The organism is Mesorhizobium sp. M1217 (genome assembly GCF_040318275.1).
Classification (GTDB): domain Bacteria; phylum Pseudomonadota; class Alphaproteobacteria; order Rhizobiales; family Rhizobiaceae; genus Mesorhizobium.
Genome location: NZ_JAMYMA010000003.1, coordinates 340,575 through 365,613, shown reverse-complemented (window position 1 = coordinate 365,613; position 25,039 = coordinate 340,575). Strand labels below are relative to the sequence as shown.

Genomic DNA, 25,039 nt, shown 5'->3' with positions numbered 1-25,039 from the left:
AGCCCCACCCACTGTCCCAGGAATAGCGCCTGATGGAGACAAAAACCAGTTGCCAATCAGACGTTCGGCGAATGATGATCCGGTTTGTCTGGCGGAAATGTCGAAAGCGGTCTCACCATGAAGCTTGCAGCCCGTACCGCGCTTGCCCTGTTGCTCGCGTTTGCTCCGGCATCAGCGGACGCGCAGACTCCTGGTCAAGGCGACGACAAGGTCGTCAGCGTAGCTGGCGGCGATCCGGAGATGGCGGCCGCTATCGAGCAGGCGCGTGCCGGTCTCGACGACTTCCTGGCATTGGCCGACGCGCCTCCATCCGGAACCGCCGACTTCCAATTGAAAGTCATGGTCAGGGACGGGGACGCCACGGAACATTTCTGGGTCATTCCCTTCCACCGTACGGCGGCCGGATTTGCGGGAACCTTGGACAACGAGCCGCAGACCGTTCACAACGTCGTGGCAGGCCAGGAGATCGAATTCAGCCGGGACGATATTTCCGACTGGGGTTATATGAAGAACGGACGCCAGGTGGGAAGTTTCACTGTCTGCGTTCTCTTCAAAAAGATGTCGAAGGATGACGCCGACTATTATCGCCAGAACTATGGCTTCGATTGTTGACGGCTGAATTCCAGTTCAACCGGCTTCTACATCCTTCACGCCGATCTTTCGTACCAGTGCCGCGGTCGCCAGGATCGCGCCCATGTCGGCGATCATCGGCGCGACGTGTTTGGTGTAGTCGAGACGCGTGGAGATATCCGGCAGCTCGAAGAAATTCCTTTCCTGCGGCAGCAGCAGGAAACCGTCACTGCCGCTGAGCGCAACGCGTGCCGGATCGTTCGGCCGGGTTTCGCCGAGCCATTGCAGCGCCTGCGCCAGCCGGCCGGTCACCAGCGGCCGCGCCGCCTCGATATTGTCGGTGCGGAACTCGTAGGCGGCATCGAGCTCCGGCACGCCGCTGGACAATTCCTGCATCTTGCTGCCGAAGATGCCGCGGAAGAAGCCGACGACCTTGTTGGTCCGGCGCGCGGCGACCAATGTGCCGGGGAACGGCACGATCGTCTCGAAGGCGACGATGACGCCCTTGAACACTGCCGTCGTGCTCTTGCCCGTCCCTTCCCGGAGATCTGCTTCGTAAAGCTCGAACGGAAACCCTTCATAGCGGCCGGAAAAAACATCGTCGAAAGACTGCCGGTTGAACGGGCCAACCGTCTCGCGCGGCAACCGGTCGAACGAATTCGGCTTGACGTTGTGCCGGTATTGCATGTTCTCGATGAAGCCGAAGACGATCGGCAGCAGAGTGCTGCGGAACGACTGCCGCAATTTGCCCGCCGGCTTGATCGCCTTGAAATAGAGCAGGATCGCCGCCAGGAAGCCGCCGATATAGAGGAACACATGCGGGGTCGAGAACCACTGCTCGTTCGGGTCGGCAACCTCGTTGAAAAGCCAGGCCACAAGCGCCACGAACACCAGCAGCAGTCCGATGAACATCGGCACCCGCCAGCGCGTCTGGCGATGGGCCGAAGCTCTTTCGGCCTCGTAGACCTCGATGTTCTTCCTGATGCCGGCGATCACCGCTTCGCTCGGCATGAAATCCGCTGTTTCCATCGCCCACCCGCCGCCACAAGCCTGCCCGCGTAGCGCATGATAGCCGGTTTTGTGGACCGCGTCAGCGCAGCCGTCAGCGCGCGGCGAAGATCGCATCAAGGCGGGCCAGAACCCTTTGCCTCGATTTTCCCGCCAGCGCTTCAACCGGCACCAGCCGCTCATGATCGCCGGTGCGCAGCCGCATGAAGGCATGCAGCCGGTAGGCGGCGATGGCCCCGCGCGTGCCGGGATCGGCGCTGATGTCGACGACGAGAATGGCGCCGATACGGCCCGGCCATGGCTGGCGCGCGAAGGCGGTGCCGAAGAAATCGCCGAGCCCATAGGCGACGAGCGTCTTGCCGAGCCGCTCGATCGGCTGCACGACATGGGCATGATGTCCGGCGACCAGGCCGACGCCATGTTCGGCCAGAAGCCGCGCCAGTGCCCGCGTCTTCGCACGTGGAAAATGCCGGAATTCCCAATCCCAATGCGGTACCGCGCAGAGGAGGTCGACACTCTCAACTGTATCGCGTGGCCATTGTCCCGGATCGCTTGCCATCGAGACACGGCCCGCGAACTGGACCGCATCGGCATTGCGCCACAAGGTAAAGGCGGCAAGGCCGATGGTCAGCGCCCCGACGGCAAACCGCTCGACTGGAACCCCAGCACCGACAGTACGGATGCCGAGCCGCGCCAGCGCGGCAACGGTCTCGTCGAAGCCGGCAATGCCCTGGTCGAGCACATGGTTGTTGGCCAGCGACAGCACCAGTCTTTCCGGCGAAATGCCGGCGGCGGCCAGCGCCTCGGCAAGAAACCGCTCGCTCATCGCATGGTGCGTGCCAAGCCTTGTGCCCCAAACAGCGCTCGGCCGTTCCACCACCGGGCTTTCGCAATTGCCGACTACCAGATCGGCCGAGGCGAGCAGCGCCGCGATCGCCGGATCGCATTCCGGCGCGCTGCGATTGGCCACCGCCGAGATGTCGCCGACGAAAGCCAGCCGTGCCGTCCGCGCCGGCGCCGGTTCGAGCAGGGTTGCCGCCATCGGAGCGAAGCCGCGAGCCGCGCCGCCGAGCGAAGGCCGGAGGAAACGGGGCAGCCAGGACAGTTTGTAGGAAAGCGGATAATTCGACACGCGACGCCCAATCGTTTGCCCTGTGTAAACCGTCCGCCGGATTGATTGAAGCTTCGACTGTTATCGGTGAACCACAGGGCTACAGGCGCGCGAACCAAATGCGTGTATGATCCACTGCGGAGCGACAAAAGGGGCGATCACGATGAAGCGTTTTTCCAGGCTGATGGCAGGCGCCATCGTTCTTCTCCTGCCGCTGTCCGCGGCCGGAGCCGCGGCTCCCGAACCGGCGGCCCTGTTCGAGGCAAAAACCGTGGCCGAGCGCGACAGCGCGCTAGCCGCGCTGGAAGCCGCCGCGCCCGGCGATCCTGCATCGGCCTATGCCACCGGCGCCGGTGAATTCTTCACCGCGCTGGAGATCCTGGCCGGCGGTCTGTACCGCCACGGTTTCGAAAGCCCGCAATCGTTCATGCTGCCGCTGATGCGGCTGCCGGTGCCGGACAATGCCGATCCCGAGCCGCTGACCTACGAACAATTCCGCGCCATTCTCGTCGCCTTCCGCGACCGGTTGGAGAAATCCGCAGCCACGCTGGGCTCGGTACCCGCCGACGCCGACATCGGCATGGTCATCGACCTGACCCGTCTCGGCATCGACCTCAACGAGGACGGCCAGATCGCGCCGGACGAAAGTGCCGCCGCGGTCATGGCGTCTCTGTCACGCGGCGGCGGTGCGCCAGACGCGGCCGCACCCGCCCTCACCTTCCGCTTCGACCGCGCCGACGGCTACTGGCTACAGGGCTATTCCGAATTCCTGATGGCGCAGGCCGATTTCTGGCTGGCGCATGACTTCAGCAACACCTTCGACGGTTCGTTCCATATGCTGTTCCCGCGCGCCAACCTGCCGCTGCAGGACACGCTCGTTCCGCCGGACGGCGGCATGAGCGGCGGCATGTTGTCGTCCGAATGGCGCATCGCCGATTTCATCTCGCTGGTCCATCTCGTCAACTGGCAAGTGGTCGAGCCGGAGCGCCGGCAATCCGCGCGCCGCCATCTCATGGAAATGATCCGGCTGTCGCGCGAGGACTGGAAAGCCATCCGCGCCGAAACCGACAATGACCGTGAATGGCTGCCCGGGCCGCAGCAAAAAGGCGCCAGCCCGCTCACCGGCCTCGACGTCGGCGAGCAGCAGGTGCAGGCCTGGCTCGCCGCCTTGGCCATGGCCGAGGATCTTCTGGAAGGCCGCACCTTGCTGCCGCATTTCCGCATCGCCGACAAGGGCATCAACATGAAGCGCTTCTTCGACGAGCCGAAGCCCTTCGACCTGGTGCTGTCGATCACCGGCCCGGCCATCGCGCCCTATCTCGAGCGCGGGAAGATTCTCACCAGCGAGGAGTTCGACCAGATCCAGCGCCAATTCGGCGGCGCCGGGTTTCTGACGTTCGCGTTGTGGTTTAATTGAGCGGGAAGCTTGGAGGGTGTTCCTGACACCCTGCTGTCAGCAGCCAAATTGCGCGCAGCACCCCTCACCACTCCGCTCTTTCCATTTTGGCCGATACCTCCCATATTCGGGCCATGGCCAGACTCTCTGACAAGAAAACGCCGCCGCCGGCGAATGACGATCGCGCTTCGCCGCCCAAGCGGCGCAGCCCGCTGACCGATTTCCTCGATGCCTCGGAGCCACTGCACGGCTTTGCCGAAGCGCCGCAGGCCGAGTTCACCGGCGCGCCGCTAACCGGCTCGATCGCCGACTGGGCCGAGCAGATCGAGCAGGAAGCCGAGAAGGAAGGGCGCGTTTCCGGCAAAGTCGGCGGCAAATTAGCGAAGCCGGCGAAAAAGATCCCCGAGCGCTCGTCTTCCCCCGGCCGTACGGCACGCGGCACGTCGATGGGCGGCGCGGCTTCGGCGCGGGAGCGCACCGCGGCCGGTCTCAATCCTGTCGCCGGCCTCGATGTCTCACTGGAAGAGGCCGAGACCATGGCTTCGGGCGGCGTCACCGCCACCGTCGCGGCGCTGTCGGCGCTGATCGAATCCGGCAATCCGCTGCACAAGGACGGCGTGCTGTGGACGCCGCACCGCCCTGCCCGACCGGAGAAATCCGAAGGCGGCATCGCCATCAAGATGGTCTCGGATTTCGAGCCGGCCGGCGACCAGCCGACGGCGATCAAGGATCTGGTCGAGGGCGTCAACAGCAACGACCGCACCCAGGTTTTGCTCGGCGTCACCGGCTCCGGCAAGACTTTCACCATGGCCAAGGTGATCGAGGAGACGCAGCGCCCTGCTCTGATCCTGGCCCCCAACAAGACGCTTGCCGCGCAGCTCTATTCCGAGTTCAAGAAATTCTTCCCGGAAAACGCCGTCGAGTATTTTGTCAGCTACTACGACTATTACCAGCCTGAGGCCTATGTGCCCCGGACCGACACCTACATCGAGAAGGAATCCTCGATCAACGAGCAAATCGATCGCATGCGCCACTCGGCGACGCGCTCGCTGCTCGAGCGTGACGACGTCATCATCGTCGCCTCGGTCTCCTGCATCTACGGTATCGGCTCGGTCGAGACCTATACGGCGATGACCTTCCAGATGCAGATCGGCGACCGCCTAGACCAGCGCGCGTTGCTCGCCGACCTCGTCGCCCAGCAATACAAGCGCCAGGACATAAACTTCGTCCGCGGCTCGTTCCGGGTGCGCGGCGACACGATCGAGATCTTCCCGGCTCACCTCGAGGACCGTGCCTGGCGCATCTCGTTGTTCGGCGACGAGATCGAGGCGATCACCGAATTCGATCCGCTGACGGGCCAAAAGACCGGCGAGCTGAAGAGCGTCAAGATCTACGCCAATTCGCACTATGTGACGCCGCGCCCGACCTTGAACCAGGCCATCAAGTCGATCAAGGAAGAACTCAAGCATAGGCTGGTCGAACTCGAACGGGCCGGTCGGTTGCTGGAGGCGCAGCGGCTGGAGCAGCGCACCCGCTTTGACCTGGAGATGCTTGAGGCGACCGGCTCCTGCGCCGGCATCGAGAATTACTCGCGCTATCTGACCGGCCGCCAGCCGGGCGATCCGCCGCCGACCTTGTTCGAATACATCCCCGACAATGCGTTGGTCTTTGTCGACGAAAGCCACGTCACCGTACCGCAGATCGGCGGCATGTATCGCGGCGACTTTCGCCGCAAGGCGACGCTGGCCGAGTACGGGTTCCGCCTGCCGTCCTGCATGGACAACCGGCCGCTGCGCTTCGAGGAGTGGGACGCCATGCGCCCGCTGTCCGTCGCGGTTTCGGCAACGCCCGGCGGCTGGGAGATGGAGCAGTCCGGCGGTGTTTTCGCCGAGCAGGTCATCCGCCCGACCGGCCTGATCGACCCGCCGGTCGAAGTGCGCCCGGCCAAGAGCCAGGTCGACGACGTTGTCGGCGAAATCCGCGAGACCACCAAGGCCGGCTACCGCACGCTGGTCACCGTGCTGACCAAACGCATGGCCGAGGATTTGACCGAATATCTGCATGAGCAAGGCATTCGCGTGCGCTACATGCACTCCGACATCGACACGCTGGAGCGTATCGAGATCCTGCGCGACCTGCGCCTCGGCGCCTTCGACGTGCTGGTCGGTATCAACCTGTTGCGCGAAGGTCTCGACATTCCCGAATGCGGCTTCGTCGCCATTCTCGATGCCGACAAGGAAGGTTTTCTGCGCTCCGAGACATCGTTGATCCAGACCATCGGCCGCGCCGCCAGAAACGTCGACGGCAAGGTCATCCTCTATGCCGACCAGATCACCGGCTCAATGGAGCGGGCGATGGCCGAGACCAACCGCCGTCGCGAAAAGCAGATGGAGTGGAACGCGGCCAACGGCATCACCCCGGAATCGGTCAAGTCGCGCATTTCGGACATCCTGGACTCGGTTTACGAGAAGGACCATGTCCGCGCCGACATCTCGCAGTTCACCGACAGCGCCGGCGCGATGATGGGCAACAATCTGAAAGCCCATCTCGACGCGATGGACAAGCAGATGCGCGACGCCGCCGCCAACCTCGATTTCGAGAAGGCGGCCCGCATCCGCGACGAGATCAAGCGGCTGCGCGAGATGGAACTGTCCATCTCCGACGATCCTTTGGCCAAATATGCCGACATGGAAAGCCCGGTCTCGGGCCGCGAAAAGGGCAAGCACAACAAGGGCGTGGCCAAACATCGTACATCAGAGGAACGGGAGCGTTTCCGCAAGCTCGACGAGGCACGTGCCGCCGAAGAGGCAGCCAAGGCTGCACGGCCCAACCTCTTCCGCAAGCCGGAGCTCGACGAAATGGGCGCCGACGGTGCCGTGCCGGTCAAGAAGCCGCTCTTCGCCAAGCCCTCGCTCGACGCGATGGGACCCGGCACCGACATGCCGACGCCGGCCGGCGCTGTGTCCCGTTCGCTGTTCAAGAAACAGTCGGCCGAAGAAGCGCACGGCTCCGATTTCGGCATCCCCGGTGACTCGACAAAACCGCTGTTCAAGAAGAATTCGCTCGATGAGATGACCGTGCGGCGCACAGAAAAGCCGATCGAAGGAAAAGTGCCGGCAAAGCCACAGGCAATCTCCCCCCGTGTGGGGGAGATGCCCGGCAGGACAGAGGGGGGCGCGAAGGAACGCGGCGATTCCGCCAAGCCCATCGTCCGCCAGCGTGCCGGTATCGGCTCCTACGAAGACCCAGCCGACGCCCGCCGCGAAAAGCGCCGGCCGGGCAAGACTGGTCGGCCGGGACGGTAATTCTGCCGTGGCGCTGCTTGAGCGCCACATGCATCTTCTCGCCATCGCTTGGGTGGCTACAGATGATAACACGCCGTTTCTTTGGGCTTCTCGCGGCAGGGTTCCTGCCGTCCCGCGCGGCGTCTCAAACAACAAGCGCCCCGCGGCGCTTGCAAGAAGACATTCCTATAGCCGCGCAGTGGATATCCAACGCACTGCAAAGTTCGGGCTATGGCGCGGATTTCTCACCGCAGAGCATATCCGAGGTGGAGCGCTTCTTTCGCGAGCAGACAAAGGATGGAGAGCCCATTTCCGACGGCTTGATGGCACAAGATATCGGGTCGCGCCTGTTTGCGTTGGGATCCTACTGCGGCGAGGTGTTGCGCAAGGAACTTGGCGGGCATTGGCTGACGAATGATGACGATCCCGAGGGGGAAATCAACGCGGCTCTGGAAGTCGGAAGCGGCGTCACCTGCTGGCCCATGCAACGGGTCATGAAGCGGCTGCGCAGCAGCGAGGACGACCTGGTGGCTTGGGCCGAAGGGATCAGGCGGGGCTGAAAGGCGGAGTATCCAAACCTACGACAACAATTGGCAGCAAATCGGGGTTCGATGCGGCAACAAGGTAAACTCCACATTCTGCCCCTGATTTTAGGCAGCAAAGACACGCCTTTGCGGGCTGGCGCTGATCTTGGACCGGTGCAGAAACACCTTGGCTTTCCGAAATGGCTGTATGTCTATCAGGACCAGCCATGCGGTTTTCTTCTGGGTTATGGCGATCTGGAAATCAACATTTTGACCAGGCGCAATCGAGCGCGAGTTCACCGCATCAGCATCAAACTTTGGCGCATGCCTGATACGCCCAAGTCCCTGCCTTTGAAATGGAATGGCAATAGCCAAATCGATCTCGACGGCTTTAGTCCAGCTATGACGTTTTCGGCCGCCAAGACGCTCCTCGCAAGTTTAGGGCTGCAAGCCGAGGAATATAAGATGGAAAGCGGATATGAAACTGTCCGCCGGCTCGTGCTCCCTCACGCCGAGCTTCATTTCTTCAGTGGACCGGAAGAACCGATCCTGATGGAGATTCACTTCGAAACGCCACAGGATATCCAGCGGACCAAGGGTGACTTCATATTCCCTGTGTCAGACTAAGGGCTGCCTGCAGAGCACGCACTTGCAACCCACCCCGCCTTTGGTGTAATCGCTCCGCACACTCAAACGTCTTGAAAGGAGGGCTGCGTGCATATCGACCACCACCGTCAGCGCGGCCCTGTCTCTGCCCTGCGAGCTTGCTTGCAGGGCTGACCAGAGACGGTCCGGGTTCTCCCGCTTCGATTTTTTTGGTCCGCCCTTCGTGGTGCTGCAACGCCGAGCCTGATGGCAAACCTGCGCACCGTCAAGTGCATTGAACCGGAATTCAGTCCGGACAGACCAGAGTAATCGACATGGCCCTGATCAGCCTCAAGTCCCTCGGCGTCACCATGAGTGCGCCCCTCTTCTCCAATCTCGACCTCACCATCGGCACCGGCGACCGGCTCGGCATCGTCGCCGCCAACGGCCGCGGCAAATCTACCTTGCTGAAGTGCGTGGCCGGCGAGATGGAGCCGACATCAGGCGACATCACCCGCACGCGCGGCCTGCGCGTCGGTTATGTCGAGCAGGTCATTCCCGCAGCGCTGGCCGGGCGCAGCTTTCATGAGGTGGTGGCCGACGCCTTGCCAGCCGAGCACGCCGAAAGCGAGCTGTGGCGCGTCGATGTGGTCCTCGATTCGCTCGACGTACCCGAGCCGATGCGCGAGCGGCCGATGCGGGCATTGAGCGGCGGCTGGCAAAGGCTGGCGCTGATCGCCCGCGTCTGGGTCACCGATCCCGACGTCCTGCTTCTCGACGAGCCGACCAACCATCTCGACCTCGGCAAGATCAGCCAGCTCGAGACCTGGCTGAACGCGCTGCCGCGTGAGGTGCCCGTGGTGATCGCCAGCCACGACAGGGCGTTCCTCGACGCGACGACCAACCGCACGCTGTTCCTGCGCCCCGAACAGTCGCCGGTGTTTTCGCTGCCCTATTCGCGGGCGAGGCTTGCGCTGGACGAGGTCGACGCTTCGACCGAGCGCAAATTCCAGCGCGACATGAAAGTGGCGCAGCAGCTGCGCCGGCAGGCGGCCAAACTCAACAATATCGGCATCAATTCCGGCAGCGACCTTTTGACGGTCAAGACCAAGCAGCTCAACCAGCGGGCAGAGCGCCTGGAAGAAGCGGCGGCGCCGGCACACCGCGAAAGATTGGCGGGCACGATCAAGCTCACCAATCGCGGCAGCCATGCCAAGGTGCTGATCACGCTCGACGATTTGGTGGTCGGAACGCCTGACGGCACGGTTCTGTTCAGCACCGGCAAGCGCCACATCTGCCAAGGCGACCGCATCGTCCTGCTCGGCCGTAACGGCGTCGGCAAATCACGGCTGATCGGCCTGATCCGGAACGCCATCGTCGAGCCGGAAACGGCGGCGCAAAGCCTGAAGGTGACGCCGTCGACCGTGCTCGGCTATAGCGACCAGGCATTGTCGGGCATCGGCGGCGACGACACGCCGCTGGCGATGCTCTCGCGCGGATTCGACGTTGGCGAGCAGCGCGCCCGCTCGCTGCTCGCGGGCGCCGGCGTCAGGATCGACATGCAGGAGCGCAGGATCAGCGTGCTGTCGGGCGGACAGAAGGCGCGGCTGATGATGCTGGCGCTCAGGCTCGCCAATCCCAACTTCTATTTACTCGACGAGCCGACCAACCACCTCGACATCGACGGCCAGGAGGCACTGGACGCGGAATTGCTGGAACATCAAGCAAGCTGCCTGCTTGCCTCGCACGACCGCTCCTTCATCCGCGCGGTTGGCAACCGCTTCTGGCTGATCGAGAAACGGCGGCTGACCGAGGTCGACGACCCGGAAGCTTTCTTCCGGGAGGTTGCCGAGGCCGACGGTTGAAAAATTGTGGAAAAAAATTCCGGCGCTCTGTCGGATGATGATCGCATGCCACGTCCTTGGGTTGCCGACACGGTGATGCCGGCGCCAATCGAGGAGAAAGCATCATGTCTATTCTGTCATCCATAGGTCACGCCGTGACGCGTTACTCGGCGGCTCGCGCCCGTTATCGCAGCGAACGCGCCATCCTTTCATTGCCGATCGAGTTGCGCAAAGATATCGGCTGGCCGGAAATCGTCGTCGACGCGCAAAACAGCCCGCGGATTCGCATCGAAGGTTGAAAGGTGGCAGTTGGCCGTTGCGGCAGGCGCCATTTCGAATCCAAAAAACCATCGGCCGTGTAGGATCGTCGCCGTTCCGTTCGTCCTGTGGTTCGCAAAGGCAAATCAGACGCAAAGAGGAGCATGACATGAATGACCAGGCGCAGACCCAGCCCGCCGCCAAGGTGCTTGGCGGATTGACGCCCTACCTTCAGCTGGACGGCGCTTTTAAAGCCTCCGAATTTTACCAAAAAGCCTTCGGTGCCGAGCAGGTCTTTGCCTATCCGCCGGACGAACAGGGCCGTACCATGCATATCCATCTCCACATCAACGGTTCGACGCTGATGCTTTCCGACTTCTATCCCGAGCATGGAATGCCCGCTGTGAAGCCGCAGGGCTACACCATGCAGCTCCATCTCGGCAGCGACGACATCGACGCCTGGTGGAAGCGGGCCATCGAGGCTGGCTGCGAGGAAGTCGTGCCGTTGCAGGTGATGTTCTGGGGCGACCGCTGGGGCAATATGCGTGATCCGTTCGGCGTCGAATGGGCAATGAACGCGCCGGTGAAAGCGGCTTAGGATCCCCACACAGGTATGTACCGGAAATCACCGCTCAAGAGGGCGGAAAACAATCGCATGGAGGAAATCAGATGTCTTATGTCGATGGTTTCGTACTTGCCGTGCCGAAGGCAAAGCTCGATGCCTACAAGAAGCTGGCGGAAACCGCCGGCGCCGTCTGGAAGGAGCACGGTGCACTTGCCTATGTCGAATGCGTCGGCGACGACGTCCCTTATGGCGAGCTCACCTCGTTCCCGCGCGCCGTACAGGCCAAGGACGACGAGGTCGTCATCTTCTCATGGGTGGTCTATGAATCGCGGCAGAGCCGCGACGCGGTGATGGCCAAGGTGATGGCCGACCCACGCCTCAAGTCGGACTGGTCGACGATGCCGTTCGACGGCAAGCGCATGATCTTCGGCGGCTTTCAGCCGTTTATGGAGCTTTGATGCATGTCGCGCAAAAGGGCGCAGCGGTTTTACGATAACGACATGCATAAAAACAAGGATCTAAAGCGCGTCGCATGAGGCCGATCGAGCGCGACGCGCTTTTAAGGCCCAGCGGCGCTCTAAGCCAGCCTGTCGAGCAGCGGCTTCAGCCGGTCGCCATAGCGCTTCCACAGATCGACCGAGCCCTGATACATCGGCTGCCGCACTTGCGCGGCGGACGCCGTGCGCACCGGCCGGTCGGTCCGGTGAAACGACAGCACGGCGTCATCCCATGGCAGGCCGAGATGGGCGATCAGTGCTCGCGACTGGCCTTCCTGGTCGGCGACGAAATCCTCGTAGCGAACGTCGTGCACGACATCAGGCAGCACGGCGTGCCAGTGCGCCATGATGTCGGTGTAGAGATTGTGGAAATCGGCGAGTTCGCCGAGATCGTAGCCGTAGCGGTGGCTGTCGCCGCGGAAGTGCACCTTGTAGATCGACAGGCAGGTCGCTGCCGCATCGCGCGCGCAATGGATGATCTTGGCCTGCGGCAGCATCATGTGGATGAAACCGACCAACAGGAAATTGCCGGGCATCTTATCGGTGACGTGCCGGAACCCGGGATAGCGGGCGTGCAGCATATCGAGATAGGCCTGGCCGGCCTCGGCATAGGCCTTATCGGACATGTCGGCGATGCCCCAGGGAAAGCCGCCCTTCATGCTGAGCGGAAACTGCTTGCCGACCGCCGTCTTCAATATGCTGAGCTCGCCAGCGCCATAGACTTGCGGGTGGCTGGCGATGATCTGCTCGACCAGCGTGGTACCGGAACGAGGCATGCCGACAATGAAGATCGGCGTGTCGTCGGTAATCCCGCTCGGCCTGTGCTTTTCAAAAAAGGCCTTGTCGAACACCGCCTTCATCGCCTCGAACTCGCCGCGCGTCTTGTCGGCGTCGTAGTCGATGCCCTGGCGGCGGATCGCGTTGCCTTCGGCGAAATAGTCGAAGGCGCGACCATAATCCCTGAGGTCGTCATTGGCCTTGCCGAGGCCGAAGGAAAGCTGCATGCGCGGCAGGCTGCCTTGCGGCGCCCTGGCGTGCTCCGCCTCCATCCGGGCAAGCTCGGCGTCGCGCTCCTTCTGGCGCTTGACCTGGGTGAGCATTAGCCAGGCCCTTGCCATGCCGGGATCCACCGCCAGCGCCTGCCTGAAAAGATCCGCAGCCTCGTCGAGACTGCCCTTTTCCATCAGCCCGACACCCAGGCCATGCAAAAGATCGGCATCCTTCGGCCGGATCGTCAGCGCCTCGCGAAAAACAGCTAATGCCTCATCCAGCCGGCCCGCTTCCTGCAGCGTCTCGGCAAGCCCGACACGGGCGCGGACATGGAACGGGTTGCGGCCGATCGTACCGCGATAAATATCCTCGGCGCCTTCGAATTGGCCGAGCTGCTTCAGCGACGAGCCGAGATTGTCGCGCGCCGCCAGTTGGTCCGGCCTGGTTGCCACCACTTTGCGGAAGAGATCGGCTGCGGCCGCGACCCGGCCGAGGTCGCGCAGCACGGTGCCGAGATTGTTGAGGAAATCCGGATTGTTCGGCTGCAGCCGAACCGATTGTTCGATCAGCGCCAGCCCCTCGGCGCTGCGCCCGGTCTGGTGCAGCAGAAGCCCGAGGAAATGCGCGGCGGCCGAGTGGTTAGCCTTTTGCGCCAGCACCTGACGGTAAAGCGCCTCGGCCTCCTGCCGGCGCCCCGCCTGGTGCAGCTGCAGCGCCTGCTGCACGTACTGGTCAAGCCCCAGCGGCGGCTGCCCGCCTGAGCCGTAACGTGCGCCTGCCGGTTGTCTCGGATTTCTGTTGATGGGAAACCTGCCTTGTTGTCCGCCTGCCGCGATCTAGGCCATCGCTGCGGCGCGTGCAAGAGCAGACGACGGGCACTATGGAGCAAACCCCAAACTAGCGGAAGTCGGCCGGCGTCAGCACATACATGTTCCTGCGGCCATGCGAGTAGGCTTCGCGCGCAATATCGTGGATCGACGAACGCTTGGCGTCGAAGGCGCTGAGAAATTCGGCTTCGGCTCCGCTTGCGGCCGGGTTTGCCGCCGAAAGTGCCGCAACCTCGACGAAGAACGGGACTTCGAACATGCCGTCATGGCCGACGAAACGAATGCGCTTGGCCGCCGCGTCGTAGGAACGGCTGGGATTGGGAAAATTGAGTGTCATGGCTGCGCGTCAAATCAGGCGGTTGCTTTCGGCAAGCTGGCGCGCCCGCCGCACCGTGCCATCGGTGTCGGCAAGCCTTCGCCTTGCCGCCTCGTCGCTTCTTATCGTGAGGCGCGGCGACATAACCTTTATCGGCTTTGCGACGGGATTGACTGCAACTGTCGGGACATCCGGTGTTCTTGCGGAATTCATGACTCTCTTCCTTTCATACCTAAATAAATACAAATGCCGGAGGAATTTTTCTGGAAGTTCTTCAAACAATTTTTGAGGTGCACCGGGATCGTATCATCGTTCTGCAAATAACTATAGAAAAGTAATTTTGCGTTGGTAGGGGTAAGAGGCCGGAATCTTCTTGAATAAGCCGCATTTTCGGACTAATGGTATGAAACCGTTTTTGGGTCATGCTTGGGCCCTCGCGGCGTCAGGGTTCTCGGCCCGCCAAACTGATCCAAATCGCCGACACCTGGTACCGCAATGCAGGCTCCGCTTTCGGAGCCAGGCCGGAAAGAAACTTCAAGGCACGAGAATGTCTGCCCGCACCACTCATTCCATCGCGCATTTCGCGGCACCTTTCGTGCTTGGCGGCCTGGATGGCATGCAGCCGGCCGGCGACTATGACATCGACCACGACGAGGAACTGATCGACGGCATGTCGTGGCTTGCCTGGCGCCGCGTCGCCACCTTCATCCATCTGCCGGCAAGGACGGTGAAAAGCCCAACCGGCCGGCTTGTCGCCGTCGACCACGCCGAACTCGAAGCAGCGCTTCGGCACGACCAGGAGAATGCCACATGATCCGCTTCCAGCAGAGTGCGCGGCGCACGGACACGCCCTCGCATATCTTCACCGTCGGCCAGACTGTTCGCATGAAGAGCCGCACCGGCCTTGCCCAAAAGACCGCGGAGCTGTTCCAGATAAAGAGCCGGCTGCCGGTCAAGGACGGCTCGCCGCAATATCGCATTCGCAGCGATCAGGAGACCTATGAGCGGGTCACCACGGAAGACAATCTCGAACCGGTCGACAACCCGGCCAACTGAGCCGAAAGCAATCCGCAACACGTATAAGGGATCAGAAAATGGCCAAGGGTCAACAGCGCAGCAATCGCGAGACACGCAAGCCCAAGAAGGACAAGGTGGCGGCAAAACCGGCCTCGCCCTTCGGCTCGGCGGTCAAGCAGGCGGAGACCGCTGTGAAACCCAAGTCCAAAGGCTAGGGTTCGATCGCACGACAATCTGCCTGGAGGCGTGCTTGAACTTCGTCATCGAGTTCTACCGCTCGCGCGATGCCGACGAAGCGACACTCGATCGAGTGTCGCTGGAGGCACCGAACCTGCGCGCCGCCCTGCAAGGCGCCGCCACGCTGCTTCACACGCTGATGATGCCGCAGATCCCCGATCGCCTGCGCATCTCCAACGAGGACGGCGCCGAACTCTACGTCGGCCCCGCCGATGGTGCCTATCCGGACGAACAGTGAGGCCGGTGCGCTAGCACGGCCCATCATCGACGACCCGATAATCCGCCGCGCGGGCCTCGCATTCATTGGGGAACGTGCGCAGTTCGCCATGGCGACGGGCACAGACCGGGCGGTATTCGCGGGTACAGAATGTCTGCTCCCCGCCGCCGCCACCGCCACGGCACTCGCCTTCACGGATGATGCGGTATCCGGCCCGTTCGGCAAGGCAGGCATTGGCGAAGGTCTGGCGGTCGCCGCCGCGCCTGGCGCAGACCGGGTCATATTGCCTGGTGCAGAATTGCGGCCCCGGCCGTGGCGGGCGCGGCCCTGGCCCCTTATCGACCACGACGGTGCAGGCCGCAAGAATTGCCGACAGGAACAAGATGGAAAAACCCTGCCGCGAGAAGATTGCCGCAAGAAGCCGCATAAATATTCCCTCCCTCGAAACTCCCGCCCCCGCGTAATCGCGCCTGCATCGGGCCGATCTTCGTCAATCTCGCCATTCTGCTGCGAAATGCAACCCCGTTTGCAGCCTGGCGCATGCAAACCAAGGCGGTATGCCGGCGCAAGTCCAAAACAGCACCGGCCCAGCTTGCTGGACCATGCCTGGGTTGCGTCTGGCCGATGACCGCGCGGAGAACCAGTTCTATCGGTGCGATGCGTCGGGATGCGCCTGTTGGGCCGCCCGCGGCTCTATCTTGCAAGCATCACGTTTCCGTGCGATAAATTTTGTGTTCGGGCATTTGCGACCCGGAGAGCGGAACGTTTTGGACGACCTTTCCCCGATACTGTGAATCTCTGACAGCCCCGTTTTCGGCGGGGGGTTTTACCATGCGCCAATGCATGACTGCCGAAGCAACCACCGGGACTTGCCCACGGCGCCAGGCGGCGGGCGGAACCACCAAGACTGACACGGGTGAAGGAGTTTCCCCAATGGCCCAGACCGGCACCGTTAAATTCTTCAACGCTACCAAAGGCTTCGGCTTCATTACGCCCGATGGCGGCGCCAAGGATGTATTCGTCCACATCTCGGCGATAGAGGCTTCCGGGCTGCGCACGCTCGTCGACGGTCAGAAGGTCACCTTCGATGTCGAGCCCGACCGTATGGGTAAGGGTCCGAAAGCGGTCAATCTCCGCGCCGCCTGAACGGCGGCGTGCCGCGCGTCCTTTCGGGTGTGTGAGGATGCTGCAAGGCTTTTGGTGTGAACTCGAATTTTATAAAGGCGCGGCGGTTTTCGTCGCGCCTTTTGTGTTCCGGGATGCTTGCCGGCACCCGCAAAACTTTCTCTTGCCGATGGCACTAAAATAAAGGACAAATTTCCGTCCGGGCATTTGCCGGCCCGAGACTGGACTTGTGGGATCAAAGGAGCTTCCCATGCCGCAGACCGGCACCGTCAAATTCTTCAATCACGCCAAGGGCTTCGGCTTCATCACGCCGGACGACGGGGCAAAGGATGTCTTCGTCCATATTTCGGCCGTGCAGGCGTCGGGTCTTCCCGGTCTTGAGGATGGGCAGAAAGTGACATTCGACACCGAGCCGGACAAGCGCGGCAAGGGTCCGAAAGCCGTCAACCTGTCGATCGGCTGAACCAGCCCCGGACAGAATGGACGTGGGCCGGTCTGGCCTGCGGTGTTTGCCGCATGTTTGAACCCCAGTTAAATGAACCGCTTGGTCAAATTTCGTTCAGCCCCCGTTCAGCCACGGTCGCATATTAATCTTCGTTAAAGCCGGACCGCATCCCCCCGAAAACGACCCGGGCCGGCACGAAGGAGACCGACATGAACGGAATTTTCAAGACTGCCATCCTGTCCGCCGCGGTCGTTGCGACCACGCTTGCGACCTTGCCTGCGGCCAGTGCCGATGAATGGCGCCATCACCGCCGCCACCACGGCCACGGCGACGCCGTTGCGGCCGGCGTCCTTGGTCTTGCGGCCGGTGCCTTGATCGGCGGTGCCCTCGCCAGCCCGCAGCCCCGCTATTACGACCCGGCCTATGATGATGAATACTACCGGCCTGCCCCGGTGCGCCGTTATTACGTGCAGCCGCGAGTAGCCTATGCCGAAAGCTATGCGGAGCCGTGGACCCGCGGCTGGTACGAATACTGCTCGGACCGCTACCAGAGCTTCAACGCGCGTACCGGCACGTTCACTGGCTATGACGGCGAACAGCATTTTTGCACCGCCAATTAAGACAGTTTTCCTGTCCTGAACAAAAGCGCTGCCCGGTGGGTGGCGCTTTTTGTTTTTCGCGGTTTCAGACCAGGCCGGCTTTAGACCAAATAAGGATTGCTCCGCCGCTCCTCACCAAAACGGCCGCCGGGACCATGGCCACAGATGAAGTCGATGTCGTCGCCCAACGGCAACAGCTTCTCCTTGATCGAGGCGATCAGCGCGGCGTGGTCGCCGCCCGGCAGGTCGGTGCGGCCGACCGAACCGCGGAACAGCACGTCGCCGACATGGGCGAACTTCGCCGCCCGGTTATAGTAGACGATGTGGCCGGGTGCGTGGCCCGGACAATGGAATACCTCAAACACCTGTGAGCCAAACGAAACGGTCTCGCCCTCGGCGAGGAACCGGTCGGGGACACAGTTGCGCACGGGATCGGTGATGCCGTAGCGCTTTGCCTGGTTCTGGAGATTGGCGAGCAGCGGACGGTCGGCGGCATGCGGGCCGATGATCTCGATATCGAGCGCCTCCTTCAGTTCCATGGCCCCGCCGGCATGGTCGATATGGCCATGCGTGATCCAGATCGCGCCGGCAGTGATCGCATTGTCCTTGAGCGCCGCCAGCACCTTGTCGATGTCGCCGCCCGGATCGACGACGACGCCCTGTCTGTCGTCCATGTCGAAGAGGATGGTGCAGTTCTGTTGGAACGGCGTGACCGGCACGATGCCGGCGTTGAGCTGACCCATATTTGTCCTTTCACACTGTCGGAGCTCCGCGCGTCCCCTCGAACGCGTCAGGAAAGCTCTAACCTTGTTGAATCAGGCCCTGATGTAGAGACACACGCGGACGGCGTCCACCGCTCCCGCAAACGGCAAACGAAATGGGCGGCCGAAGCCGCCCATTTGAAAAGCCTGAAACGTCGAAAGCTTATTTCTTCATCGCGTTCATGACCGCACCGATGATGCCGGTCAGGATGGCGCCGCCGCCGGCACCGCCAACGATGTTGGGAATGTTCAACGCGCTGCCGGCCCCTGCCGCCGTGGCGGCTGCTGCCGGATCGACCGCCCCACCGCCCAGCAGGCTGCTGAGGATGGCCGCCCCGCCGACGCCGCCAACAGCGCCGCCCAGGATTTTGGGAAGCTGACCCATCGCCGCCGTCTTGATAGCCGCGCCCACCGCCTGACCACCGATGATACCCGTAATCACCTGAATAATGATCGGAAGAAGCGTGTTCATATCCATATTTCCAATCCCTCCATAGCTGCCAGCCTCCCGGGCCGACGCCATCATGAGACGCCGAATTGGACGAAAGTCAAATGCGCAAACGCTTAAATAAAAGGGGCGGCCCGAAAACCGCCCCTACTTGATAAAAAAGCTGTGACTTTCGTTATTCTGCAGCAATCGCGTGGTTGGGTTGAACGGCTGCAGAATAGTCATTCATCAGCGTCTTGGCGATCTCACCGACCTCGAATCGGTACGGGCCGATCTCCGAAACCGGCGTCACCTCGGCCGCTGTCCCGGTGAGGAAGCACTGCTGGAAGCCTTCAAGCTCTTCCGGCATGATGGCGCGCTCGATCACCTCCAAACCGCGGTCCTTGGCAAGGCCGATGACCGTGCGGCGGGTGATGCCGTCGAGGAAGCAATCGGGCTTGGGCGTATGGATCTTGCCGTCCTTGACGAAGAAGATGTTGGCGCCTGTCGCTTCCGCCACCTGGCCACGCCAGTCGAGCATCATGGCGTCGGCATAGCCCTTGGCCTCGGCGGCATGCTTGGACATGGTGCAGATCATGTAGAGGCCGGCCGCCTTCGATTTCGACGGTGCGGTGCGCGGGTCGGGGCGGCGCCATTCGGCCATGTCGAGGCGGATGCCCTTCAGCTTCTGCGCCGGGTCGAAATAACTCGGCCACTGCCAGATGGCGATGGCGCAGTTGATCCGGCTGTTCTGCGCCGAAACGCCCATTTGTTCGCTGCCGCGCCACGCGATCGGCCGGACATAGGCGTCCTGGAAACCTTGCTTCTTCAACAGCGTGCGGCAGGCGTCGTCGATCATGGCGACCGAGTAGGGTATCTTGAAGCCAAGCAGGCGCGCCGACTCATGCAGGCGTTCGGTGTGGTCGGTCAGCTTGAAAATTTCGCCGCCATAGGCGCGCTCGCCCTCGAATACCGCGCTGGCGTAGTGCAGCCCGTGGGTCAAGACGTGGATCTTGGCGGCGGCCCATTTGACGAATTCGCCGTTCATCCAGATAAAGCCGTCCAGTTGGTCGAAGGGAACGGATGCCATGGTAACCTCCCGCGGGCGGCAGCCCGCACATCATTGTGTCGTTGCGTGTTTCGCCTCGGCCGCCGCGGGCGGCCATTGTCTCAAAGCGTAGGCGGATATTTAAGGTCTGGCAAACTCAGGAAGTTCCGGAAAAAAGGGCTTCGTTTGCCTTTTCGTTCGCAATCCGCCGAAAAGCTTGCCAAAAATTACCATCGCGCGGAAAATACGTCAATAGTGCTGACATAATTTCCTGCTTCACACGGAGAAAAGATGACGAGCCACGCAGCCGCAGAGCCGATCAGGACGGCGATCACCGACGAGGATGGCATCGATTTCGCCATCATCGAGTTGTTCTTCTTCGCCTATCGCGACTTTACCTCCGATCCGGACCAGATCCTGGCCGACTACGGTTTTGGCCGTGCTCATCACCGGGTTCTGCATTTTGTCAATCGCCGGCCCGGCCTGACGGTCGCCGAGCTCCTCGACGTGCTCAAGATCACCAAGCAGAGCCTGGCGCGCGTGCTCAAGCAACTGATCGACACCGACCATATCGTGCAATTGCAGGGCCCTCGCGACCGCCGCCAGCGCGAGCTTTATCCGACGGCCAAGGGCCGTGCGCTGGCGCTGGCACTGGCGCGGCCACAGTCGCGCCGCATCCATGCTGCATTGGAGGATTCCGGAGCCACCGAACGCGCCGTTATCGAACGGTTCCTTGAGGCGATGGTCAATCCGGAACTAAGGGCGCAGATCGACATTGTGCCCGCAAAGATGTCAGGGAAAAGCCATGGAGACCATTGAGAGGGTTGATCATCCGACAGCACCGGAAGACGACGCGCCGCATCTGCTGGTGGTCGACGACGACACCCGAATCCGCAATCTTCTGAAACAGTATCTGACCGAAAACGGTTTTCGCGTCACCGTTGCCGGAAATTCCGGCGAGGCGCGGCGCAAGCTCACCGGCCTCGATTTCGATCTGATCGTGCTCGACGTCATGATGCCGGGTGAAAGCGGCGTCGATCTCACCAAGGCGCTGCGGGCGGAAAAAAACGTACCGATCCTGATGCTCACCGCACTGTCCGAAACCGACAGCCGGATCACCGGGCTCGAGGCCGGCGCCGACGACTATCTGCCAAAACCGTTCGACCCGCGCGAGCTGATCCTGCGCATCAACAATATCTTGCGCCGCGGCGGCCCCGCGACGACGCCCAAGGTCGAACAGCTGGTCTTCGGCCCCTATACCTTCCAGATCGCCAGGCGTGAGCTGAAGCGCGGCGGCGAGGCGCTCAAGCTGACGGACCGCGAGCAGGAAATCCTGGCGATCTTCGCTGCGCGTGCCGGCGAAACGATACCGCGGCATGAGCTTGTCGGCGACGAGTCCGAGGTCGGCGAGCGCACGATCGACGTCCAGATCAACCGGCTGCGCCGCAAGATCGAACGCGATCCGTCCAATCCGGTCTGGCTGCAGACCGTGCGCGGTATTGGGTATCGGCTCAGCGTGGAATAGAATGCCGCCGACAGCGGTCCTTTGCTGGGCCGCCGGTGAGCGAAAAGACGAATGGCGACCACGCAACTCGAACGGCCGGAAGATGGCGGCTTGAGCGCCCGCGCGACGCGGGCGCTGAAGGCCGTGCCGCGCGCTTGGAACCGTTTCTGGCGCCTGGTGTCGCTTTACATGCCGAAGCGGCTCTATGCCCGCTCGCTGATCATCGTCATCGCGCCAATGATCATGCTGCAGTCGGTCGTCGCCTTTGTCTTCATGGAGCGCCATTGGCAGACCGTGACGCAGCGCCTGTCGCAGGCCACGGTGCGCGACATCGCCGCCATCATCGACCTGATAGAGACCTATCCGCACGACGCCGACTACGCCAACGTCATCCGCATCGCCCAGGATCGCATGCAGTTGAAGGTCGACCTCCTGCCGCCAGACCCACTGCCGCCACCCGGGCCAAAGCCGTTCTTCTCGATCCTCGACGAGATCCTTTCGTCCGAGATCACCCGCCAGATCAACCGTCCGTTCTGGATCGATACGGTCGGCAATTCAAATATCGTCGAGGTCCGCGTCCAGCTCGAGAACAAGGTGCTGCGGGTCTTCGTGCGCCGCAGCCAGGCCTATGCATCGAACACCCATATTTTCCTGATCTGGATGGTCGGCACCTCACTGGTGCTGCTGATGATCGCCATTCCCTTCCTGCGCAACCAGATCCGGCCGATTCTGACGCTGGCCGAGGCGGCCGAGAGCTTCGGCAAAGGCCGGCCGATGCCGCGCGATTTTCGCCCGCGCGGCGCCGAGGAAGTCCGCCGCGCCGGCTTTGCCTTCATCCAGATGCGCGAACGCATCGAACGCCAGCTCGAGCAGCGCACCGCCATGCTGAGCGGCGTCAGCCACGATCTGAGGACCATCCTCACCCGCTTCAAGCTGCAATTGGCGCTGGCCGGGACCAAGGCGGCCGACACCCAGGCACTCGACCAGGATATCGACGACATGCAGTCGATGCTGGAAGGCTACCTTGCCTTTGCACGCGGCGAAGCATCGGAAGACGCCGGCCGGTTCGACCTCGAAGCCTTCTTCGACAAGCTTCGCGAGGAAGCCGCGCTGCGCAAGCGCAAGCTGTCGACCGTGCTTGCCGGCGATCCGCATGTCCATGTGCGCCCCAATGCCTTTGCCCGGCTGCTGTCCAACGTCGTCGGCAATGCATTCCGCTATGCCAAGACGGTGGAGATCAATGCCAATCATGGACGCGGTTCGCTGCTCGTCACTATCGACGATGACGGTCCGGGCATTCCGCCCGAAAAGCGGGAGGATGTATTCAAGCCTTTCGTGCGGTTGGACGAGGCCCGCAACCTCGACGCCAGCGGCACCGGCCTTGGCCTTTCCATCGCACGCGACATTGCCCGCAGCCATGGCGGCGACATCGTCCTCGAACGCAGCCCGCTCGGCGGCCTGCGGGCGGTGATCAAGGTTCCGGCTTGACGGGAGCGAGGCCGGCCTTCATCCGCCCGTCATGAAACCATGGTGAAGAGCGCCAATGAAGCGCGCGATCCTGATTGATTCGGCCCTGCGGCCTCATTTCGACCCCGCGCCTGCCCGGGTGCGCTGGTGCGAGGCCAGAGCGGCGGCGTGGTCGCCGTTCAGGCATCGCGGCAAAGCAATCAAGCTCTCCGCCAAGGGACCGCCATGCGCATCCTGATGGTCACCGATGCCTGGCGCCCGCAAGTCAACGGCGTCGTCCACACGCTGGAGCGCCTCTCGGAGACTTTGAAATCCTTCGATGTCGAGACGGACTTCCTGACGCCGAACATCTTTCGCACCCTGCCTCTGCCGACCTATCCCGACATCAGGCTGGCGCTGACGACGCCGCACCGCGTGGCGCAGCTGATCGAGGCACGCAAGGCGGATCACATCCATATCGTCACCGAAGGACCGCTCGGCATTATGGCGCGGCGCTACTGCCGCAACGCCGGCCGTCCGTTCACGACCAGCTATCACACACGTTTTCCGGAATATCTGAGCGCGCGTCTGCCGGTGCCAGAAGCATGGGCCTATCGCTGGCTGCGCGATTTCCATAATTCAGGACAGGGCACGCTGGTCGCCACCCAGTCGCTTGCCGACGATCTTGCGGCACGCGGCTTCACCAAGCTTCGGCCATGGACGCGTGGCGTCGATACCGATCATTTTCGGCCGGATAAAAGAAAGGACCTGGGGCTTCCGGGACCGATCTTCCTCTGCGTCGGCCGCGTCGCGATCGAGAAGAACCTGCCGGCTTTCCTCGACCTGGACCTGCCCGGCAGCAAGGTGGTTGTCGGCGAAGGGCCGGAATTGGCGAAGCTGAAGGCCAGATATCCCGATACCCATTTTCTCGGCCATCGCCCGAACGACGAACTGGCCGAGATCTACGCCTCGGCCGACGTCTTCGTCTTCCCCAGCCGCACCGACACATTCGGCAACGTCATTATCGAGTCGTTGGCCAGCGGCACGCCTGTCGCAGCCTATCCCGTCACCGGGCCGATCGATATTGTGGGCGACGGCATAGGCGGCGCAGTCTCGCAAGAGCTGAGGCAAGCAGCGCTCGCCGCGCTTCTCGTCGACCGCACCGAGGCGCGGCAACGTGCTATGCGCTACAGCTGGAAGGCCTGTGCAGAAATGTTCATGGAAACGGTCGAAGGAGCACTGGGTACCACGCGAAAACTGGCCGCCTGAGCAAACCGCAGTTAGAATAACCTGCCGCCGTCCGGCACCTTACGCTCGATCGCGCCGAGGACGACGGCGCCCTCTTCATCGGGAAAACCGAGCGTCAGCACTTCCGACATGAATGGCCCGATTTGACGCGGCGGGAAATTGACCACCGCGAACACCTGCCGGCCGATCAGGCTTTCAGGTGTATAGTATTTCGTGATCTGGGCCGAGGATTTCTTCACCCCGATCACGGGACCGAAATCGATTTTCAACTTGATCGCCGGCTTGCGCGCCTCGGGAAAAGGCTCGGCCTCGACGATCGTGCCGGCGCGGATGTCGACGCGGTCGAAATCGGCGAAGCTGATCTCGGGTTTTCTCGCGTTGCTCGAACTCATCGATGATCAGGCGTTTCCGTAGGTTTCGAACAGCACGCCGGCGAGCGCGTCCTTGGCCGAAGTCCCCGACCAGACGACGAACTGGAAGGCCTGAAAATAGCATTCGCAGGCTTCCAGCGCCGACGACAGCAGCACCTCGACCTGCTGGCTCGACGGCTCAACCCCACCGGCCAGCAGCAGCGACTGGCGGAACATGATGGCGCCTTCCTGCTCCCAGAGGTCGAAATGCCCAAACAGCATCTGTTCGTTGATCAGCGAAAGCAGCCGCATCACCTCGAGCGCGCGCGCCTCAGGCACCTTGATGTCGAAAGCGCAGGCCAGGTGCAGCGCCTCGTAGTCCTCCATCCAGGAGAATGAAACGTGGTAGTCGGTCCAGCTTCCGGCGACCGAGATCGAGATCTCGTCATCGCCGGCCCGCTCGAAGGACCAATCGTTGTTGTGCGCCACCTGCTCGATAACATCCACCGGATGGATTTCGCGGGAGAATTCGAGTTCGAGAAGTTCCATGAAATGCTTCCTGTCGTTCTGGGAGCGCCACCACACGCTCCGCGGGAGAGGCACACTCGAACAATTCTGCCTAGAACTCGGACGGCCAGGACTTCGTCAACGCAAAGACCCCGGACCGGACCCCACCGCCCGGCGCATGACCCTGCTCCGAATCATGCAACAAATTCAGTCTATTGATCGGGAGTCGCGTGACCAGCCCAATTTTTCGCACTGCGTCATTCGCATGTGGAAAGGCGCTGTCGGAAAGATCCACGCAGTACCGGTAAGCGATTCACGACAAAGCGCTTTTTG

31 protein-coding genes are annotated in these 25,039 nt (G+C 62.3%); 20 read left to right on the top strand and 11 right to left on the bottom strand.

What is annotated here, in order from left to right; all coding sequences use genetic code 11:
• The first annotated feature begins 117 nt into the window (after positions 1-117).
• A complete protein-coding gene (locus NKH37_RS06970) occupies positions 118-612 on the top strand; it encodes a YegJ family protein (protein WP_353004857.1) in 495 nt (164 codons plus the stop codon).
• Between the two features lie 15 nt (positions 613-627).
• Here the strand turns inward: NKH37_RS06970 and NKH37_RS06965 are convergent, their stop codons facing one another.
• Both NKH37_RS06965 and NKH37_RS06960 read right to left on the bottom strand, forming a co-directional pair.
• On the bottom strand, positions 628-1,599 hold the full coding sequence (locus NKH37_RS06965) for a DUF3137 domain-containing protein (RefSeq protein WP_023719162.1): 972 nt from the start codon (positions 1,597-1,599) through the stop codon (positions 628-630).
• A gap of 73 nt (positions 1,600-1,672) precedes the next feature.
• Positions 1,673-2,710 (bottom strand): CapA family protein, encoded by a 1,038-nt coding sequence (locus NKH37_RS06960; RefSeq protein ID WP_353004855.1) that lies wholly within the window; start codon positions 2,708-2,710, stop codon positions 1,673-1,675.
• A gap of 142 nt (positions 2,711-2,852) precedes the next feature.
• On the opposite strand from NKH37_RS06960, the gene NKH37_RS06955 reads away from it, so the two are divergent.
• The 8 genes from NKH37_RS06955 (at position 2,853) to NKH37_RS06920 (ending at position 11,603) form a co-directional block, all read left to right on the top strand.
• Positions 2,853-4,106, top strand: coding sequence for a hypothetical protein (locus NKH37_RS06955; RefSeq protein WP_353004854.1), 1,254 nt, complete (start codon positions 2,853-2,855; stop codon positions 4,104-4,106).
• A gap of 113 nt (positions 4,107-4,219) precedes the next feature.
• Positions 4,220-7,390, top strand: a complete 3,171-nt coding sequence (uvrB, locus tag NKH37_RS06950; protein ID WP_353004852.1) for an excinuclease ABC subunit UvrB — start codon at positions 4,220-4,222, stop codon at positions 7,388-7,390.
• Positions 7,391-7,452: 62 nt separating this feature from the next.
• The gene (locus NKH37_RS06945; RefSeq protein WP_352856839.1) at positions 7,453-7,929 is read left to right on the top strand and encodes a hypothetical protein; all 477 of its coding nucleotides are present in this window, start codon (positions 7,453-7,455) and stop codon (positions 7,927-7,929) included.
• Between the two features lie 30 nt (positions 7,930-7,959).
• Positions 7,960-8,520: a hypothetical protein gene (locus NKH37_RS06940; protein WP_352856837.1), complete on the top strand. Its 561-nt coding sequence runs from the start codon at positions 7,960-7,962 to the stop codon at positions 8,518-8,520.
• A gap of 293 nt (positions 8,521-8,813) precedes the next feature.
• The gene (locus tag NKH37_RS06935; RefSeq protein WP_352591769.1) at positions 8,814-10,343 is read left to right on the top strand and encodes an ABC-F family ATP-binding cassette domain-containing protein; all 1,530 of its coding nucleotides are present in this window, start codon (positions 8,814-8,816) and stop codon (positions 10,341-10,343) included.
• Positions 10,344-10,447: 104 nt separating this feature from the next.
• The gene (locus NKH37_RS06930; RefSeq protein ID WP_023719167.1) at positions 10,448-10,621 is read left to right on the top strand and encodes a hypothetical protein; all 174 of its coding nucleotides are present in this window, start codon (positions 10,448-10,450) and stop codon (positions 10,619-10,621) included.
• A gap of 128 nt (positions 10,622-10,749) precedes the next feature.
• The gene (locus NKH37_RS06925) at positions 10,750-11,178 is read left to right on the top strand and encodes a VOC family protein (protein ID WP_352591766.1); all 429 of its coding nucleotides are present in this window, start codon (positions 10,750-10,752) and stop codon (positions 11,176-11,178) included.
• Between the two features lie 71 nt (positions 11,179-11,249).
• Positions 11,250-11,603: a DUF1428 domain-containing protein gene (locus NKH37_RS06920; RefSeq protein ID WP_352591762.1), complete on the top strand. Its 354-nt coding sequence runs from the start codon at positions 11,250-11,252 to the stop codon at positions 11,601-11,603.
• A gap of 119 nt (positions 11,604-11,722) precedes the next feature.
• Here NKH37_RS06920 and NKH37_RS06915 read toward each other — a convergent pair whose 3' ends face one another.
• From NKH37_RS06915 to NKH37_RS06905, 3 genes are all read right to left on the bottom strand, one after another.
• Complete coding sequence (locus tag NKH37_RS06915) at positions 11,723-13,357, bottom strand: tetratricopeptide repeat-containing sulfotransferase family protein (protein ID WP_352483092.1); 1,635 nt, start codon at positions 13,355-13,357, stop codon at positions 11,723-11,725.
• A gap of 172 nt (positions 13,358-13,529) precedes the next feature.
• Complete coding sequence (locus NKH37_RS06910) at positions 13,530-13,796, bottom strand: DUF1488 family protein (RefSeq protein ID WP_023719171.1); 267 nt, start codon at positions 13,794-13,796, stop codon at positions 13,530-13,532.
• Between the two features lie 9 nt (positions 13,797-13,805).
• A complete protein-coding gene (locus NKH37_RS06905; RefSeq protein ID WP_023719172.1) occupies positions 13,806-13,988 on the bottom strand; it encodes a hypothetical protein in 183 nt (60 codons plus the stop codon).
• Between the two features lie 334 nt (positions 13,989-14,322).
• Here NKH37_RS06905 and NKH37_RS06900 point away from each other — a divergent pair, with 334 nt between their 5' ends.
• The 4 genes from NKH37_RS06900 to NKH37_RS06885 are packed head-to-tail and all read left to right on the top strand — an operon-like array spanning position 14,323 to position 15,267.
• Positions 14,323-14,589, top strand: a complete 267-nt coding sequence (locus tag NKH37_RS06900; protein WP_023719173.1) for a hypothetical protein — start codon at positions 14,323-14,325, stop codon at positions 14,587-14,589.
• On the top strand, positions 14,586-14,831 hold the full coding sequence (locus tag NKH37_RS06895) for a hypothetical protein (protein ID WP_023719174.1): 246 nt from the start codon (positions 14,586-14,588) through the stop codon (positions 14,829-14,831). The genes NKH37_RS06900 and NKH37_RS06895 overlap by 4 nt, the downstream gene beginning before the upstream one ends.
• Positions 14,832-14,869: 38 nt before the next feature.
• On the top strand, positions 14,870-15,007 hold the full coding sequence (locus tag NKH37_RS06890; RefSeq protein ID WP_023719175.1) for a hypothetical protein: 138 nt from the start codon (positions 14,870-14,872) through the stop codon (positions 15,005-15,007).
• Positions 15,008-15,042: 35 nt separating this feature from the next.
• Positions 15,043-15,267: a hypothetical protein gene (locus NKH37_RS06885; RefSeq protein WP_254819206.1), complete on the top strand. Its 225-nt coding sequence runs from the start codon at positions 15,043-15,045 to the stop codon at positions 15,265-15,267.
• 10 nt (positions 15,268-15,277) lie between these two features.
• Here NKH37_RS06885 and NKH37_RS06880 read toward each other — a convergent pair whose 3' ends face one another.
• Positions 15,278-15,673: a Kazal-type serine protease inhibitor family protein gene (locus NKH37_RS06880; protein ID WP_353040873.1), complete on the bottom strand. Its 396-nt coding sequence runs from the start codon at positions 15,671-15,673 to the stop codon at positions 15,278-15,280.
• Between the two features lie 506 nt (positions 15,674-16,179).
• On the opposite strand from NKH37_RS06880, the gene NKH37_RS06875 reads away from it, so the two are divergent.
• From NKH37_RS06875 to NKH37_RS06865, 3 genes are all read left to right on the top strand, one after another.
• Positions 16,180-16,392, top strand: coding sequence for a cold-shock protein (locus NKH37_RS06875; RefSeq protein WP_006202520.1), 213 nt, complete (start codon positions 16,180-16,182; stop codon positions 16,390-16,392).
• Between the two features lie 229 nt (positions 16,393-16,621).
• The gene (locus NKH37_RS06870; RefSeq protein ID WP_006202521.1) at positions 16,622-16,834 is read left to right on the top strand and encodes a cold-shock protein; all 213 of its coding nucleotides are present in this window, start codon (positions 16,622-16,624) and stop codon (positions 16,832-16,834) included.
• Positions 16,835-17,025: 191 nt separating this feature from the next.
• Positions 17,026-17,436, top strand: a complete 411-nt coding sequence (locus NKH37_RS06865) for a BA14K family protein (RefSeq protein WP_023719178.1) — start codon at positions 17,026-17,028, stop codon at positions 17,434-17,436.
• Between the two features lie 80 nt (positions 17,437-17,516).
• On the opposite strand, the gene NKH37_RS06860 is transcribed toward NKH37_RS06865, so the two are convergent.
• The 3 genes from NKH37_RS06860 to NKH37_RS06850 all read right to left on the bottom strand — a co-directional run bounded on the left by NKH37_RS06860 (position 17,517) and on the right by NKH37_RS06850 (position 19,693).
• Complete coding sequence (locus NKH37_RS06860) at positions 17,517-18,158, bottom strand: MBL fold metallo-hydrolase (RefSeq protein ID WP_353004849.1); 642 nt, start codon at positions 18,156-18,158, stop codon at positions 17,517-17,519.
• Positions 18,159-18,339: 181 nt separating this feature from the next.
• Complete coding sequence (locus NKH37_RS06855) at positions 18,340-18,654, bottom strand: hypothetical protein (RefSeq protein WP_023719180.1); 315 nt, start codon at positions 18,652-18,654, stop codon at positions 18,340-18,342.
• A 145-nt stretch (positions 18,655-18,799) separates the two neighbouring features.
• Positions 18,800-19,693 carry a branched-chain amino acid aminotransferase gene (locus tag NKH37_RS06850; RefSeq protein WP_352483089.1) on the bottom strand — a complete coding sequence of 298 codons (894 nt, stop codon included), beginning with the start codon at positions 19,691-19,693 and terminating at the stop codon, positions 18,800-18,802.
• A gap of 249 nt (positions 19,694-19,942) precedes the next feature.
• Here NKH37_RS06850 and NKH37_RS06845 point away from each other — a divergent pair, with 249 nt between their 5' ends.
• From NKH37_RS06845 to NKH37_RS06830, 4 genes are all read left to right on the top strand, one after another.
• Positions 19,943-20,470 carry a MarR family winged helix-turn-helix transcriptional regulator gene (locus NKH37_RS06845; RefSeq protein WP_023719182.1) on the top strand — a complete coding sequence of 176 codons (528 nt, stop codon included), beginning with the start codon at positions 19,943-19,945 and terminating at the stop codon, positions 20,468-20,470.
• Positions 20,457-21,176 (top strand): response regulator, encoded by a 720-nt coding sequence (locus NKH37_RS06840; protein ID WP_023719183.1) that lies wholly within the window; start codon positions 20,457-20,459, stop codon positions 21,174-21,176. The genes NKH37_RS06845 and NKH37_RS06840 overlap by 14 nt, the downstream gene beginning before the upstream one ends.
• Positions 21,177-21,227: 51 nt before the next feature.
• The gene (locus NKH37_RS06835; RefSeq protein WP_023719184.1) at positions 21,228-22,643 is read left to right on the top strand and encodes an ATP-binding protein; all 1,416 of its coding nucleotides are present in this window, start codon (positions 21,228-21,230) and stop codon (positions 22,641-22,643) included.
• Between the two features lie 204 nt (positions 22,644-22,847).
• Entirely contained in the window at positions 22,848-23,870 is a 1,023-nt protein-coding gene (locus NKH37_RS06830) for a glycosyltransferase family 4 protein (RefSeq protein WP_023719185.1), read from the top strand.
• A gap of 11 nt (positions 23,871-23,881) precedes the next feature.
• Here NKH37_RS06830 and NKH37_RS06825 read toward each other — a convergent pair whose 3' ends face one another.
• A complete protein-coding gene (locus NKH37_RS06825; protein ID WP_023719186.1) occupies positions 23,882-24,241 on the bottom strand; it encodes a tRNA-binding protein in 360 nt (119 codons plus the stop codon).
• 6 nt (positions 24,242-24,247) lie between these two features.
• A complete protein-coding gene (locus tag NKH37_RS06820; RefSeq protein ID WP_023678420.1) occupies positions 24,248-24,748 on the bottom strand; it encodes a type III secretion system chaperone family protein in 501 nt (166 codons plus the stop codon).
• Positions 24,749-25,039 lie beyond the last annotated feature (291 nt).